Consider the following 13715-nt stretch of genomic DNA (forward strand, 5'->3'; position numbering starts at 1 on the left):
CGTCATCGATGCCGGTGCGGCGGTCGGGGTCCTTTTCCAGCAGGCCGGTGATGAGGGGCGCCAGCGGGCCGGCGAGGTTGAGCGGGACCGGCTCGGCGGTGAGGACGGCGCTGAGGGTGGCCAGGGCGCTGCCCTGCTCGAAGGGGCAGCGGCCCTCGACCGCGGTGTACAGCGTGACGCCCAGCGACCACAGGTCACTGGGCGGGCTCGGAGCCGCGCCGCGGGCGCGTTCGGGGGCGATGTAGGCGGGAGTACCGACCACCAGGCCCGCTTGGGTGTGGCCGTCCGGCTGCCGCCGGCTGGTGGCCAGGCCGAAATCGGTCAGAACGGCATGGTCGCCGTCCAGCAGGACGTTGGCGGGCTTGACGTCGCGGTGCACGATGCCGGCGGCGTGCGCCACCTGCAGCGCCTCCAGCACCTGCAGGCCGATCCTGGCCACCGCGGTCGGCGCCAGGGGTCCGCGTGCGGCCAGCACGTCGGCCAGGGTGGGCGCGCTGACCAGCTGCAGGACGATCCACGGCCGTCCGTCGGCCACCACCACGTCGTAGACGGCTGCGATGTGCGGATGGGACAGCCGGGCGGCCAGACGGGCCTCGCTCATCGTACGGCGCAGCAGCGCCTCGCGCTCGGGCTGCGGCCGCTGGTCCAGGGTGACCTCCTTGACCGCGACCGGGCGATCCAGCAGCTCGTCGTAGCCGCGCCAGACCCGGCCCATGCCGCCCCGGCCGAGCTCGGCCTGCAGCCGGTAACGACCAGCGAGCAACCAACCCTTGTATCCCTCCGCATCGGCCATAGCGCGCGCCCTACCCGATCAACGCCTGCCCATGCGCGCGCACGACAGCGTGCCGACGATAGCGGGCAAGGACGGCGGGTTTGGATCGCCGTTGCCGGTGCGGACCGTACGCAAGCTTGGACAATCGTCGTCTGGCCATGACACACCATCGCCGCCTGCCGGGTCATGGTGGAGAGGTCGGGAGGTGTCCGGACCATTCGGAGGAGTCTTCGCATGGACACGATGACGATCCGTACCTCTATCGCGCTGCTGGCCGCGGCCGCATTCGCCGCCGGCGGTCCCTCGACGCAGGCCGTCGCCGACGCGCCGGCACAACCCGCCGCTCACGCCCCGACCGCCCCGCATGCCCCGGTCGCCTCGGTCGCCTCGCAGTCCATCGGTGCCGGGCTGTACGAACCGCTGCCCGCGGATGCGATCGAGTGCGGGCCCGGGCCGGGCGGTGACGTCTTCGCGGTGGTCCGCCTGGACGGCGAGCCCCATCCCGAACTGTGCGCCATCGCGCAGAACGTGGCCAACGCCTGGGCAGGGGCCAGTGGCAGCCCGGTCACGGTCTATGTGGACGGCAAGGACTGGACGTGCAACGAGCGCCCGACCGGCCCCAACACCTACACCGAGTGCGTCAGCGGCGCCATGAGGGTGCAGATGCGCTCGTGACCGCGCGGGAAGGCGGCGAGTGCTCATCTGGTGTGGTGGAGGACGTCGACTGCGCTGGGAGCGGGCCGGCCGCCTTCGGTGCGGATCGATGAACCTGCTCCCACTGGCGTGGATCGGAGTTTGCCGGTAGATCACACTCCATGGACTGGTGGGCAAACCTTCTGCAGGGCGGGATCAGCGCTGTCATCGGCGGCATCGTGGCAGCCCTCACCGCTTGGGCGGTCGTCGCCGGCACGGGGCGGCAGGCGCATAGACAGGCGCTGATCATTGATGCCAGGAACGCCGCTCGAACGCTGATTCGTGACACCGAGGCGCTGATGCGTGCTGTCATGCGGCTGAGCCGTTCGCCTGAGCGGCGTGACCGGCGGGAATGGCTGCTCCAGCTGGACGAGGCGCGGGTGGCCTTCTTCAACAGTTGCGCGGTCAACATAGCGACGATCGCGGCGGTGGATGAGGGGTTCGAGCAGCGCTTGTTCCGGCTCATGAACGAGATCCACGAGGAGATGACGGGATTCAAGCCACCGTGGATGCACTCGCGTTCCTGGCGCGGCGCGCAACGCCGGATGGCCGGCCGGCCCGATCCCGAACGCCGGACGCCGCGCTTCGAGACACTCACCGGCACTCTTGTGGAGGAACTCACGATGTGGCTGGCGGGTCGGCGTCCCGTTCCCTCGAATCCGCCACCTCGAACAAGAGGGCAAGACCAGTGACCATCCCAGACACAGCCGGCGAACCGCAGGTCGGCGATGCCGGTACTCGACAGGCCAATCGAGAAGCCGCAGCGCCTGCCTGATCCGCCGTCCCCGGCCCCTGCGGCCCCCGGAACCGCCGGCCCACCAGCTTGCGAGGCCACCCGGCGCCGCACCGGCGGCGGCCTGCTCGCCTCCGGCGGCCGCTACGAATTCCCGCCGCCGCGCCTGGCCGACGTCCCGACGAGCGCCTCGGGAGGTCACGCACACGGCGCCCGGAGCCGTTGGCCGCCGAAAGTTCGGCAGGAGATTCGGCTGGACCTGTCGAGGACCGGTGCCGGCCGTTCGTCACACGGACGACAGAGCCCATCCAGCCACGAGGAGTGACGATGAAGTACGCGATGCTGATCTTCGGCGACGACCGCGAGTGGACCGCGCTGTCCCCGGACGACGAGCAGGACGTGATGAAGCAGGTCTACGAGTGGTTCGAGCGGTGGCAGCCGACCGGCAAGATCGCCGACGGCGGCGCCGAGCTACAGCCCCGGGACGCGGCGAAGACAGTGCGCGCCGGCGCCGGCGGCCAGCCGGTGATCACCGACGGGCCGTACCTGGAGCTCAAGGAGGTCATCGGCGCGATCGTCATGCTGGAGTGCGACGACATTGACGAGGCCACGCGGATCGCGGCCACCTGGCCACTCGCCGCCGGGATGAGCGCGCTGGAGGTCCGTCCGGTGATGAGCCGCGAATAGCGGTGAGGCTGGGCGCCGGTCTCACCGCCGGCGCCTCAGCTCGCCCACCCGACGCGACATCAGCTCGCGTTCGGCCGGGTTCGTCGCCAGCTCCAGAGCACGCTCCGCCGCTGTCAGCGCCTCGGCCGGACGGTCGAGCGTGCCCAGCAGGTCGGCCCGGGCGGCGTGCCACAGGTGGTAACCGGCAAGCCGGTCCCCGAGCGCGTCGACCTCGTCCAGCGCCGGGGCCGGGCCCACCGCGAACCGCGTGGCCACTGCCCGGTTCAGCAGCACCACCGGCGACGGGTCCAACGCGTACAGCCGGTCGTACAGCGCCCGCACGTCGGCCCAGTTGACGGCCTCGTACGAGGCGGCCAGGGCGTGTAGCGCGGCGATGCCGGCCTGCAGCTGGTACGGCCCGGGCCGGCCCCGGCGCACCGCCGCCCGCAGCCGCAGCGCCGCCTGTTCGATCGCCGCCCTGTCCCACAGCCTCCGGTCCTGCCGTTCGAGCAGCACGATGCGGCCCCACGAGTCGAACCGCGCGGCGGCGCGGGCGTGGTGCAGCTCCAGCAAGGCGGCCAGGCCGGCGGCCTCCGGCTCACTGGGCAGCAGCGCGGCGAGTTGGCGGGCCAGCTCGACCCCCTCGCGGGCCAGCTCGCGTCGCTGGGCGGACCGGCCGCTGGACAGATACCCCTCGTTGAACACCAGGTAGATCACCGCGAGCACGGCCGGCAGCCGGTCGGCGTACTCATGCGGCTGCGGCACCTCGAACCGGATGCCGCGCTCCCGCAGCTGGCGCTTGGCCCGGGAAAGCCGCTGCGCCATCGTCGGCAGCGGCACCAGGAACGCGGCGGCGATCTCGGCCGTGCTCAGGCCGCCGGCGGCGTACAGCGTCAGCGCGACCCGGGCCGGCTCGGCGAGGTCCGGATGGCAGCACGCGAAGACCATGGCCAGCCGATCGTCCACGCCCGGTTCCGGCGGCGGTTCGGCGGCCAACTGTGCCGCCTTCCTGCGGCCGACGGCGTCGCGGCGCAGCCGGTCCAGCGCCTTGCGCCAGCCCGTGGTGACCAGCCAACCGGTGGGGCTCTCCGGCAGACCCTCGCCGGGCCAGCGCTTGAGCGCCTCGGCCAGCGCGTCCGCCAGCGCCTCTTCGGCCCGGTCGAAGTCGCCCAGCCGCCGGCTGAGGGCGCCGAGCATGCCGGCCGCATCCGTACGCCAGATCCGGTCCAGCAGTTCCGCCACGTCGTCCACCGCACCAGGGTGCAATACCCGCGGGACCGAAGCACCCCTTCCCGTCGCGCGATCCGCAAGATGGTTCCCGGTGGCGAAGCAAGCTCATGCCACTCCCGTGGTTACGGTGATCCGCCACCCGGCGGTCCGGGGAAGAGGCGCGGGGTCATTCGTCGTCCGGATCTGCCGGCTCCACGGTCGGTGCGATCTGCAGCGGTGTCGCGGCCCCGCCGGCGATCTCGCGCCCTTGACTCAGGGTGTGGTCAAGCTGCCTGGCCAGGTGGGGGAGGGTCGCCGGAGGCAGGTACGCGTCAGCGCCGGCGTCGAGTAGCCGTCGGACCGGGCCGTGGTATCGAACTCCGAGTTCGGGGTCCTCGATCTCGGTGACGACGACGCGAGCTTTCGGGAACATCGACCGGAGCGCTGCGATCAGCTGCGGGCTGCCTGCGGGCACCAGCAGCACATCGGCCGTTGCCGGAGCCGCATGCATGTCGAGCACCACGTAGTCGGCCCCGAGCTGGGTGGACAGCGCAACCCGAGCCGCGGCCGGCAGCTCCATCGCGGTGGCCACGACTGTCACGCTCTCGTGGTCGACCGGTGCTTGATCGTCGGCCTCGTCCGGCGCCTCGCGATCGACGACGGCGCCTTGGACCACGTCAACGGTGCTGGAGATCGTCGCGATCGACGCGCCGTCACGCGTGAGGACCACGTTCTCACCAGGCTCGAGGGCGTCGATCAGCGCCACGACGTCTTCGGGAAGGCGGCTCACGTCGATGCGCTGCGTGGAGCGTGGGGCGCGTTTGCGGATCACCATGCCTGGGGCACGCTCACGGCTGCGAGGACAGCCCGCGTCATGGGCGGCCCCGGTCGTCTGGTGAAAGGCCCGTCCACGGGGACACGGTCGCCCGCCCCGACGCTGCCGTCCAACCAGATGATCACATGAGTCCCTTCCGATGCCGGGATCTTGTTGGATGCCACGACACGACCATTGGTTCGAGAGTGCGCCGGGGTTTCTCTCATCGTCCAGGTCCGCGCCCGTCGGCGGCGACGCGAAGGCGGCCGGGCGTGCGGTCGTTGCGTGGATGAGATTGCGGCGGCCGCGATGCTCTTGAGGGTCGCGGTCAGTTCGGGGTGATCATGGCCAGGACGTGCCGCGGGAGGGCGTTGACTTCCCCCTTCCGGCCGGTTCAGCCTGCGTGCCGCAGGAGCGAGCGGGAACTTGACTGAATGCCGGCGCCGGGTTCAGCCGGTGAGGTAGCCGCCGGAGGCGTCGATGTCGGTGCCGAGCACGGCGCTGGCGTCCTCGGAGGCCAGCCACATCACCACGCGCGCCATCTCCTGCGGCTGGACGATCCGCTTGATCGGGTAGTCCCGCGCGATCTCCTCGTACGTCATCCCGAACGCCTCGGCCGCCCGGCGGAGCATCGGGGTGTCGACCGCACCTGGCGCGAGCGCGTTGACGCGGATGTTCCTGTCGGCGTACTCCAGCGCGGCGACCTTGGTCAGCGAGGCGACGGCGTGCTTGCTGGCGTTGTAGGGCGAGATGGTGGCGAAGCCGACCTCGGCGGAGATCGAGGCGGTGTTGACGATGATGCCGCCCCGCTGCTCGACCATGTGCGCGAGCTCGTACTTCATCGCCAGGAAGACGCCGGCGGCGTTGGTGCGCCACACCTGCTCGAAATCCTGCAGCGTCTGCTCGTGCAGGTGCGCCGCCCGGGGGCTTTCGATGCCGGCGTTGTTGAAGGCGATGTCGATCCTGCCGTAGGTGCGGACGCAGGCGCCGACGAACGCCCGCAGACCTTTCTCCGGCTTTTCGGGTGTCCTGGGCATGCTGCCCCTGTGGATTCCGATCATGGAGGTCAGGTGCGTATGGGAAAAGACAATCTTCGTCATCCGCGGCGTCTGTGGCTCGTCATCGCCGCGCTGGTCATGGTGAGCGCCATGGGTTGCTCCGGCGGCCCGGAGGATCGCGACGGCGCGCGGGCGGCCACGGGCGGCACGTCAGCGACAGCCACGCCGACGCCGGGCGGGAGCTTCGGGACGCCGGGAGGAGAGGCCCTGACCGGCCGGGCGTTGCTGGAGGCGCTTCGGGACGGTGGTTACCATGTCGTCTTCCGGCACGCGGCGACCGACCATTCCACCCCCGATGCCGGCGACGTCGATCTCGGCGACTGCGGCACGCAGCGGAACCTGTCGGACGCGGGCCGGGCCGACGCCCACGCGATCGGCCGGGCGTTCCGCGACCTCCGCATCCCCGTCGCGGACGTGCTGACCAGCCCCTACTGCCGCACGAAGGAGACCGGCAGACTGGCTTTCGGGCGGGTCACGGCCACGCCGGAGCTGGAGCGCCTGTGGCCGGAGGACGAGCCCGCCGACCGGCTGGCCGCCCGCCGCCTGGAGCCGCTGCTGCGTCAAGCTCCGGCGTCCGGGCGGAACAACGTGCTCGTCGTCCACGGCCACTACACGCGCGCGCTGGACGGCATCGAACTGGCGGAGGGCGAGGCCGCCGTCTACCGGCCGGGGACGGGCGGGCCCGTGCGGGTCGCGAGGGTGCTCGCCCGTGCCTGGACGGAACTCGCCTGATGCGCGTCAGGAGTCCTCGCGCGAACACGCCCCACGCCACCGCGACGGACAGCGCGACGAGCGGCGTGGTGCCCGTACGCGCGAGCACGGCGCCCCCCGTACCCGGCGAGGCCGAGCAGGAGTTGCACGCCCAGGACAGTGACGACGTCCAACGCCGGGGATCCGGCATCCGCGCCCGCCCCCGCGTCCGGCCATCGGCGATCCGATGGGTCACCCGAAGTCCGCCTATTGGTCCTCGGCCTGCGGACCGTGCTGTGATCCCCCTGGCTGCGGGAGAAAGGCATGATGAGCATGCGGGACCGATGGGACATCGATGACGGCCGGACCCCGACGGACCGGGGGCACCGACCTGCGGCGTGCCCGGCCGCCGGGAGCGCCGGCCCCTACCACGTCGGTTTCGTCGTGCCGGACATCGAGGCCGCCATGCGTGACTTCAGCCGCACGGTCGGCATCGAGTGGAACGCGGTGCGGGAAGGACGGCTGGGCGACTGGGCCTACCGCATCGTCTTCTCCCGGTACGGTCCGCTCTACACCGAGCTGATCGAGGGGCCCGCGGGCAGCCCCTGGGATCCCGGCCGGGAGGCCCGCTGCGACCACATCGGATTCTGGGCCGCCAGGATCGACGACTGCGCGGCCCGTCTCGCCGAGATGGGCTGGCCGCTGGACTTCGACGCTCGCCCGTACGGCCGTCCCTTCACCTACCACCGGATGACGGACCTGGGATTACGGCTCGAACTCGTCGACGTCTCCGTCCAGCCGGAGTTCCTGCGCAACTGGGACCCGGACGGGCCGCCCATGCCCGCGCTGGACTGCTGACCCGACCACGGCGGGCGACGAACCGGCCCGCAGGGTGGCGGGGGCGCTCGCCGCGCTGGACGAGGTGGTGGCCGCCTCCCTCGGGCTCCCCCTCGACCCGTGCTGGGACGATCTGACGAACGGCACGCTGGTCGCGCCGGCCGAGCCCGGGATCGGGGCCGGGCGGCTCAGGAGGGTCCGTGCAGCTGGCGGCGAATGGCATCGATCGTCGTCTCGGGCGAGCTGTTGAAGAAGAACCGGATCCCGGGTGAGGCTCCCACCAGCACGTTGATCAAGCGCTCGAAGAGGATGGTGTGCTCGGGCGCCACGCGCAGGCCGGCTCCGATCCCGGCCAGGTCGAAGGACGTCCGGGACAGTCGTTCGCGGACGGTTTTCTCCGCCGCGTCCGGGTCGGCGTCGACCAGGCACAGCTCGGCGTCGAAGCTCGCCTCCAGCAACGCCCTGTGGCCCTGCTCGATCCGAGCGGTGAGCGTCGCCTCGTCCAGGCCCGGATGCAGGCTGTAGTCGAGCTCGCGGGGATGGAGGCCGATCGTCAGGATCTTGGTCATGGTCATTGCTCCTACCACGGGACAACGCCGTCGCGATCGAAGAACCCGCCGGTCGGTCCGGCCGCGTCCAGGGTCGCCAGCCGGATGATCGCGTCGGTGCCCTCGGTGAGGGTGTGGATGCCGGTGTGCTGGTTCATGTCGGTGGCGGGGAAGCCCGGGTCCGCTGCGTTGATCTTGAAACCGTCGAGGGCGCGGGCGTACTGGGAAACGATCATATTGAGTGCGGTCTTGGACGAGGCGTAGGCCAGGTTCAGGAAGCCGGACTCGGGGCGGGCGGGGTCGGCGGCGTGCGCCAGCGAGGCCAGAGCGCTGGACACCATGACGACGCGAGGCCATGCGGACCTGCGCAGCAACGGCAGGAACGCATGCGTCACCCGTACCTGGCCGAACACGTTGACCTCGAACACCTGCCGGACCGCGTCGACCCCGGTGCCGGCCGGATCCAGCACCGGGCTGCCGATCCCGGCGTTGTTGACCAGGACGTCCAGGCGGTCCACGCGGGCGGCGACGGCCTTGGCCGCCGCCGCGACGGACTCGTCGCAGGCCACGTCCAGCTCGACGAACTCGAGGTCGAGCCCCTCGGCGGCCAGTTCGTCCACCGTACGCATGCCGCGTTCCCGATCCCTGGCGGCCAGGAAGACCCGCCAGTTCCTGCCGGCCAGGCGGCGCGCGGTCTCGCGGCCCAGCCCCTTGTTCGCCCCGGTGACCAGCGCCACCGTGTTCGCGTCTGCCATGACTCGATGATCGGTACGCGCCGCCCTGCCCCGCCAGGACCGGTGAGCCATGGGACCGGCGGTACCACCCCGCCGTGCGATCTTTGCGGCACGATGGAGAGGTGAACCGCGCCGAACTCGCCGAGGTGCTGCGTCGCGCCCGTGACCGCGTGCGACCGCAGGACGTCGGGCTGCCGTCCGGGCCGCGCCGCCAGGTGCCGGGCCTGCGCCGGGAGGAAGTGGCCACGCTCGCGGGGCTGAGCGTCGACTACGTGGTCCGGCTCGAGCAGGGGCGCGGCCCCCGGCCCTCGAGCCAGGTCGTCGCCGCGCTGGCCCAGGCCCTGCGGCTGAACGACGACGACCGCGATCTCGTCTTCCGGCTCGCGGGCCACCAGCCGCCCCATGCCGGGCGCGTGGCCATGGTCGTACGCCCGAGCGTGCTTCGCCTGCTGGACCGGATGTCGGACCTGCCGGTGCTCGTACTGTCGGCGAAGGGCGACGTGCTGGCCTGGAACCCCCTGGGCGCGGCGCTTCAGGGCGACATGTCCGCCTGGCCGCAGCGCCGGCGCAATCTCATCTGGCAACGCTTCCTCGGCAGCAGCCGTTGCCAGGCCGGGGCGGACCCGGACGAGGACGAGGCGGCCGCGCGCGCCGCGGTCGGCACCCTGCGCGCCGCCCAGGCCCGCTACCCGGACGATCCCGACCTGAGACGGTTGATCGCCGAGCTGCGGCGGGGCAGCCCGCCCTTCGAGCAGCTCTGGCGGGAGGCACGTTCGGTGCCCTGGCGCAGCGCGACCAAGTCCGTCAACCACCCCGAGGTCGGCACGATCACGCTCGACTGCGACACCCTGCTGCTCCCGGACACCGATCAGACGGTGCTCATGTACTCGGCGGAGCCGGGAACCCCCGAGGCGACGGCGCTGGACCTGCTGCGGGTGGCCGGGCTGCAGCGTCTGTGAAGGACGCCGCGGCCGGCCCGGCGGCGAACAGGACGAGTTCGGCCGGGCCGTCCAGCACCTCTTCAATGCGAGCGCTGATCGTCAGCGCACCAGCCGTGCATTTCCGAGGTCAGCCGAGCCAGTCCGTGAGACGTCCAGGCGGGTGAACGGCTCCTCCTCGATCCGCCGATCCGTACGGGCCGGAATGGTACGTGCGAGCCGCTGCCGTCTCCCTCGCCGATCCCGTCCCCCAGCAGCAGACCATTCAGCCGGTTGAAGGTCATCAAGCCACGTGAGCCGGTAGGCTGACCGCGATCGTCTGCGACGGTGAAGGAGCCGTATATGACCGCCGACCCCACGATGGCCCGGATCGGCCAGGGGGTGGAGTTGCATCACCACCAGGGCCGTCGTGAAGCCGCTCGCGAGTTGTTCGCGCAGATCTGGGACGACATCGGCGGCGAGCAAGGCGACCCGCTGCATGTCTGCGTTCTCGCCCACTCGATGGCCGATGTGCAGGACGACGTGAACCAGGAGCTGATGTGGGACCTGCGCGCGCTCGCCGCCGTCGGCCAGATCACCGATGAGCGGGTGGCCCAAGCCGGGGTGCCGCTTTCGGTGGCCGGCTTGTATCCGTCGTTGCACCTGAACCTGAGCGAGTGCTATCGCAAGCTGGGCGACCTCGACCGCGCCCGTGAGCACCTCCAGCATGCGCGGGACGGGATCGGCGCACTCGGCGACGACGAGTACGGGCAGCTCATCAAGAGCGGGCTGGAGCAGGTGGCCGAACAGCTGGGTGAGACCGTCTGACCCTCAGCTCGCGTGAGCTCTGGGCCCGCTTGGCCCAGGACTCCCCAGATCGAACAGGGTTGCTGGAACCCCGGGATCGAGAAGGGCCGCAACGCGACGGCCAAGGCAAGGTCCGCGAGAACCTGCTCGTCGCCACGGTGCGACAGACCGCACACGGGTTCTCAGCTGGTGGCGCCCCAGGTGAGGGACAGGCCGGTGGCGGCGCGTTCGGTACGGATCTCCATCATGCTGCCGAGGATGGTGGCATGGTCGGACACCACGGGCGTGGCGTCGAGGGTGTAGGTGATCCGGGTGCTGACGAGCACCGGGCTGCCCTGCGGCTCGTGGAGGTGGCGGGCGGCGGCGGGGTCGAGCAAACCGGGCCGGACCACCTCGGACGCCCGGGCGACTGTCACTCCCGCGTCGGCGAGAGCCGTGTAGAGGGAGACGGCGGTGAAGTCGCGGTCGCGGATCTGGTCGGCCACCGGCCGGCGGACCCAGGACACCTGGTGTGTACGGCGGGACGTCCCGCGAACTCGCGGACCCGCTCCAGCCGCAGGGCGGTGTCGCCGGGACGCAGCCGCAGGTCCGCGGCGATCCGGGCCGGGGCCCGGCGCACCGCCCGCCCGGCCACCACGGTGCGCACGTCGTGGCCCTGTTTACGCAGGTCGTCGACCAGGCTGCGGAGCGAGTCGAGCTGGTACGCCAGGTGCGGCGGGGCGACGAACGTACCTTTGCCGGGCTGCTGCACGATCAGCCGCTCGTCGCTGAGTTCCCGCAACGCCTGGCGCAGCGTCATGAGGGTCACCCCGTAGGAGGCACTCAGCTCACGTTGCGGCGGCAGGGCCTCACCGGGGGAGTAGTGTCCCGACCGGATCTTCGCGGCGAGGTCGGCGGCGATGGCGCGGTATCTCGCCTCGTGCCCGGCGTCGGGGGTCATCGTGATCGGTCACACTCCTGGTCGAGGGCTTGCCGCAGGGTAGCGAGGAAGGCCCGCAGGTCGTCCGGCCCACCCCCGTCGAGCACCCGCCGCATGACCGCGGCGCCGACCACCACGCCGTCGGCGTGCCGGCGGGCTTCGCGTGCCTGGTCCGGGGTGGAAATGCCAAATCCTAGCAAGACCGGCCGGTCGGTGACGCGCTTGATCCGCCCGGTGAGCTCCGCCGCCGAGGCGGCGAGGTCGGCCCGCTCGCCGGTGGTGCCCATCAGCGACACCGCGTAGATGAATCCGCGGCTGCGGCACGGGGTCTCGGCCAGCCGTGGCTGCGGCTTCGCCGGCGACGCCAGCAGGACCAGCTCGATCCCGGCGGCGGCGGCCACGTCCATCAGCTCGTCCGCCTCGTGCACCGGCAGGTCGGGTACGATCACGCCACTGATGCCGGCCCGGCGCAACGCGGCGCAGAACGCCTCGGGGCCGTCGTGCAGCACCAGGTTGTAGTAGGTGCTGGCGACCAGTGGCACGCCCAGGTCCGGCATGCCGGACAGGTCGGCGAGGATCCGGCGGGTGCTCGCCCCCCGGGCCAGTGCCTGGGCGCTGGCCTGCTGGATGGTGAGGCCGTCCAGCGTGGGGTCGGAGAAGGGCAGGCCGACCTCGATCGCGTCCGCCCCGGCGGCGGCGAACGCCCGCAGGTAGTCCGTCCAGCCGGGCGTGATCCCTCCGGTGACGTACGGCATGAGCAGGCCACGGCCGGTGTCCCGGCGGGCACGCAGGTGGCGTTCGACCGCGCCCGCGGCCAGGGTGGGGTTCGTCACAGCAGCTCCTTCAGGGTTGAGACGTCCTTGTCGCCCCGGCCGGACAGCGTCATCAGCACCGTCGATCCGGCGGGCAGCTCGCCGCTGCCCGCCGCGCTGATCACCCAGGCGAGGGCGTGCGCCGATTCGAGCGCCGGGACGATGCCTTCGGTACGCGCCAGCCGTACCGCCGCGCCGATCGCCTCCTCGTCGGTCACCGTGACGTAGCGGGCCCGGCCCAGCTCGCGCAGGTGGGCGTGCTCGGGGCCGACGCCCGGGTAGTCGAGCCCGGCGGCGATGGAGTGCGCCTCGACGATCTGCCCGTCGTCGTCCTGCAGGAACAGCGAGCGGCAGCCGTGCAGGACGCCGAGCCGGCCGCGGGCCGCCCCGGCGCCGCCCTCCGCCTCGACGCCGACCAGGCGCGCCGGGGTGTCGGCGAATCCGGCGAACGTGCCGGCCGCGTTGGAGCCGCCGCCGACGCACGCGACCACGTGGTCCGGGACGCCGGTCCGCAGCTCGGCGGCGAACTGCGCGCGGGCCTCGTCGCCGATGACCCGCTGCAACTCCCTGACCATCCATGGGTACGGGTCCGGCCCGACGACCGAGCCGATGCAGTAGTGGGAGTCGCCGGTCGCGCCCACCCAGTGCCGCATGGCCTCGCTGGTCGCGTCCTTGAGGGTACGGCTGCCCGTGGTCACCGGGATCACCTCGGCGCCGAGCATGCGCATCCGGAAGACGTTCAAGGCCTGACGCTCGATGTCGCGCTCGCCCATGAACACCGTCGCCTCCAGCCCGAGCAGCGCGGCGGCGGTCGCGGTGGCCACCCCGTGCTGGCCCGCCCCCGTCTCGGCGATCAGCCTGCGCCGTCCCATCCGGGTGGCCAGCAGGGCCTGGCCCAGCACGTTGTTGATCTTGTGGGATCCGGTGTGGGTGAGATCCTCGCGCTTGAGGTACAGCTGCACGCCCAGCGCCTCCGACAGCCGGCGGGCCGGTGTGAGCGGGGTCGGCCGCCCGGCGTGCACGGCGAGCAGCCGCGCCAGGGCACCGCGGAACCCCGGATCCGCCCAGGCCTCCCGGAACGCCTCGTCCACCTCGCGGCACGCCTCCACCAGGGACTCCGGCGCGTACCGTCCGCCGTACTCGCCGAATCGGCCCCGCGCTCTGGGCTCGCCCATCGTCCCGTCCAGCGGGACCGGCTCACGCCACGGCAACACGTCTGGCATGCCATCCTCCTATCGTTCTATAACTCTACGAAGAGTTCTATAACAGTGAGTGTGACATGGACGGCGTGAACGCGCCACCCGGTGCGTGTACGGGCAGCCTTGCCAGGCAGCCCCAGACGTGAAGTCCATGGAACCCAACCCGATGGGGACGTCGACCCGGACGGGGTCTGCTTTTGGCACCACCGTTCCAGCCGCGAACGGAACCAGGTACAGAACGGCCCGAAACGCGCCTCCGCCGTATCAAGAGATCGTTACTCTTCTAGATCCGGTGACGAAGGGGAGC

Annotated in this window: 17 protein-coding genes; 7 read left to right on the forward strand and 10 right to left on the reverse strand. The window is 71.6% G+C overall.

Annotation, left to right across the window (positions count from 1 at the left end; genetic code table 11):
- The coding region (locus ACTWPW_RS51090; protein WP_443173153.1) for a serine/threonine-protein kinase at positions 1-763 on the reverse strand (763 nt) is incomplete at its 3' end.
- Positions 764-1006: 243 nt separating this feature from the next.
- Between ACTWPW_RS51090 and ACTWPW_RS51095 the strand changes: the two genes are divergently transcribed.
- From ACTWPW_RS51095 to ACTWPW_RS51105, 3 genes are all read left to right on the forward strand, one after another.
- The gene (locus tag ACTWPW_RS51095; RefSeq protein ID WP_443173154.1) at positions 1007-1447 is read left to right on the forward strand and encodes a hypothetical protein; all 441 of its coding nucleotides are present in this window, start codon (positions 1007-1009) and stop codon (positions 1445-1447) included.
- A 140-nt stretch (positions 1448-1587) separates the two neighbouring features.
- Entirely contained in the window at positions 1588-2157 is a 570-nt protein-coding gene (locus tag ACTWPW_RS51100) for a hypothetical protein (RefSeq protein ID WP_443173155.1), read from the forward strand.
- Positions 2158-2525: 368 nt separating this feature from the next.
- Positions 2526-2885: a YciI family protein gene (locus tag ACTWPW_RS51105; RefSeq protein ID WP_443173156.1), complete on the forward strand. Its 360-nt coding sequence runs from the start codon at positions 2526-2528 to the stop codon at positions 2883-2885.
- A gap of 21 nt (positions 2886-2906) precedes the next feature.
- Here ACTWPW_RS51105 and ACTWPW_RS51110 read toward each other — a convergent pair whose 3' ends face one another.
- The 3 genes from ACTWPW_RS51110 to ACTWPW_RS51120 form a co-directional block, all read right to left on the reverse strand.
- Complete coding sequence (locus tag ACTWPW_RS51110) at positions 2907-4115, reverse strand: RNA polymerase sigma factor (protein WP_443173157.1); 1209 nt, start codon at positions 4113-4115, stop codon at positions 2907-2909.
- Positions 4116-4260: 145 nt separating this feature from the next.
- Positions 4261-4908 (reverse strand): hypothetical protein, encoded by a 648-nt coding sequence (locus tag ACTWPW_RS51115; protein WP_443173158.1) that lies wholly within the window; start codon positions 4906-4908, stop codon positions 4261-4263.
- Positions 4909-5336: 428 nt separating this feature from the next.
- Positions 5337-5948, reverse strand: a complete 612-nt coding sequence (locus ACTWPW_RS51120) for an SDR family NAD(P)-dependent oxidoreductase (RefSeq protein ID WP_443173159.1) — start codon at positions 5946-5948, stop codon at positions 5337-5339.
- Between the two features lie 15 nt (positions 5949-5963).
- Between ACTWPW_RS51120 and ACTWPW_RS51125 the strand changes: the two genes are divergently transcribed.
- Positions 5964-6677, forward strand: a complete 714-nt coding sequence (locus ACTWPW_RS51125) for a histidine phosphatase family protein (RefSeq protein WP_443173181.1) — start codon at positions 5964-5966, stop codon at positions 6675-6677.
- Positions 6678-6959: 282 nt separating this feature from the next.
- Entirely contained in the window at positions 6960-7493 is a 534-nt protein-coding gene (locus ACTWPW_RS51130) for a VOC family protein (RefSeq protein WP_443173160.1), read from the forward strand.
- 167 nt (positions 7494-7660) lie between these two features.
- Here ACTWPW_RS51130 and ACTWPW_RS51135 read toward each other — a convergent pair whose 3' ends face one another.
- Both ACTWPW_RS51135 and ACTWPW_RS51140 read right to left on the reverse strand, forming a co-directional pair.
- On the reverse strand, positions 7661-8041 hold the full coding sequence (locus ACTWPW_RS51135; RefSeq protein ID WP_443173161.1) for a hypothetical protein: 381 nt from the start codon (positions 8039-8041) through the stop codon (positions 7661-7663).
- 11 nt (positions 8042-8052) lie between these two features.
- Entirely contained in the window at positions 8053-8775 is a 723-nt protein-coding gene (locus ACTWPW_RS51140; protein ID WP_443173162.1) for an SDR family NAD(P)-dependent oxidoreductase, read from the reverse strand.
- Between the two features lie 101 nt (positions 8776-8876).
- On the opposite strand from ACTWPW_RS51140, the gene ACTWPW_RS51145 reads away from it, so the two are divergent.
- A complete protein-coding gene (locus ACTWPW_RS51145; protein ID WP_443173163.1) occupies positions 8877-9713 on the forward strand; it encodes a helix-turn-helix transcriptional regulator in 837 nt (278 codons plus the stop codon).
- A 321-nt stretch (positions 9714-10034) separates the two neighbouring features.
- Positions 10035-10499, forward strand: coding sequence for a hypothetical protein (locus ACTWPW_RS51150; RefSeq protein ID WP_443173164.1), 465 nt, complete (start codon positions 10035-10037; stop codon positions 10497-10499).
- Between the two features lie 161 nt (positions 10500-10660).
- On the opposite strand, the gene ACTWPW_RS51155 is transcribed toward ACTWPW_RS51150, so the two are convergent.
- Genes ACTWPW_RS51155 through trpB form a run of 4 tightly spaced genes read right to left on the reverse strand, consistent with a single transcriptional unit; the run spans position 10661 to position 13432 of the window.
- On the reverse strand, positions 10661-10984 hold the full coding sequence (locus ACTWPW_RS51155) for a UTRA domain-containing protein (protein ID WP_443173165.1): 324 nt from the start codon (positions 10982-10984) through the stop codon (positions 10661-10663).
- Positions 10891-11418 (reverse strand): GntR family transcriptional regulator, encoded by a 528-nt coding sequence (locus ACTWPW_RS51160; RefSeq protein WP_443173166.1) that lies wholly within the window; start codon positions 11416-11418, stop codon positions 10891-10893. The genes ACTWPW_RS51155 and ACTWPW_RS51160 overlap by 94 nt, the downstream gene beginning before the upstream one ends.
- Positions 11415-12230 (reverse strand): tryptophan synthase subunit alpha, encoded by an 816-nt coding sequence (trpA, locus tag ACTWPW_RS51165; protein WP_443173167.1) that lies wholly within the window; start codon positions 12228-12230, stop codon positions 11415-11417. Before trpA ends, ACTWPW_RS51160 begins: the two co-directional genes overlap by 4 nt.
- Positions 12227-13432 (reverse strand): tryptophan synthase subunit beta, encoded by a 1206-nt coding sequence (trpB, locus tag ACTWPW_RS51170; protein ID WP_443173168.1) that lies wholly within the window; start codon positions 13430-13432, stop codon positions 12227-12229. Before trpB ends, trpA begins: the two co-directional genes overlap by 4 nt.
- Positions 13433-13715: the final 283 nt, after the last annotated feature.

Origin of the sequence: Nonomuraea sp. KM90 (genome assembly GCF_052246675.1) — a bacterium.
Lineage (GTDB): Bacteria > Actinomycetota > Actinomycetes > Streptosporangiales > Streptosporangiaceae > Nonomuraea.

Coding starts and splice junctions, on each gene's coding strand:
- ACTWPW_RS51135 (WP_443173161.1), bottom strand. CDS start 8,041: ATGACCAAGATCCTGACGATCGGCCTCCATCCCCGCGAGCTCGACTAC.
- ACTWPW_RS51115 (WP_443173158.1), bottom strand. CDS start 4,908: ATGGTGATCCGCAAACGCGCCCCACGCTCCACGCAGCGCATCGACGTG.
- ACTWPW_RS51105 (WP_443173156.1), top strand. CDS start 2,526: ATGAAGTACGCGATGCTGATCTTCGGCGACGACCGCGAGTGGACCGCG.
- ACTWPW_RS51160 (WP_443173166.1), bottom strand. CDS start 11,418: ATGACCCCCGACGCCGGGCACGAGGCGAGATACCGCGCCATCGCCGCC.
- ACTWPW_RS51125 (WP_443173181.1), top strand. CDS start 5,964: ATGGGAAAAGACAATCTTCGTCATCCGCGGCGTCTGTGGCTCGTCATC.
- ACTWPW_RS51095 (WP_443173154.1), top strand. CDS start 1,007: ATGGACACGATGACGATCCGTACCTCTATCGCGCTGCTGGCCGCGGCC.
- ACTWPW_RS51130 (WP_443173160.1), top strand. CDS start 6,960: ATGATGAGCATGCGGGACCGATGGGACATCGATGACGGCCGGACCCCG.
- ACTWPW_RS51100 (WP_443173155.1), top strand. CDS start 1,588: ATGGACTGGTGGGCAAACCTTCTGCAGGGCGGGATCAGCGCTGTCATC.
- trpB (WP_443173168.1), bottom strand. CDS start 13,432: ATGCCAGACGTGTTGCCGTGGCGTGAGCCGGTCCCGCTGGACGGGACG.
- ACTWPW_RS51150 (WP_443173164.1), top strand. CDS start 10,035: ATGACCGCCGACCCCACGATGGCCCGGATCGGCCAGGGGGTGGAGTTG.
- ACTWPW_RS51140 (WP_443173162.1), bottom strand. CDS start 8,775: ATGGCAGACGCGAACACGGTGGCGCTGGTCACCGGGGCGAACAAGGGG.
- ACTWPW_RS51120 (WP_443173159.1), bottom strand. CDS start 5,948: ATGATCGGAATCCACAGGGGCAGCATGCCCAGGACACCCGAAAAGCCG.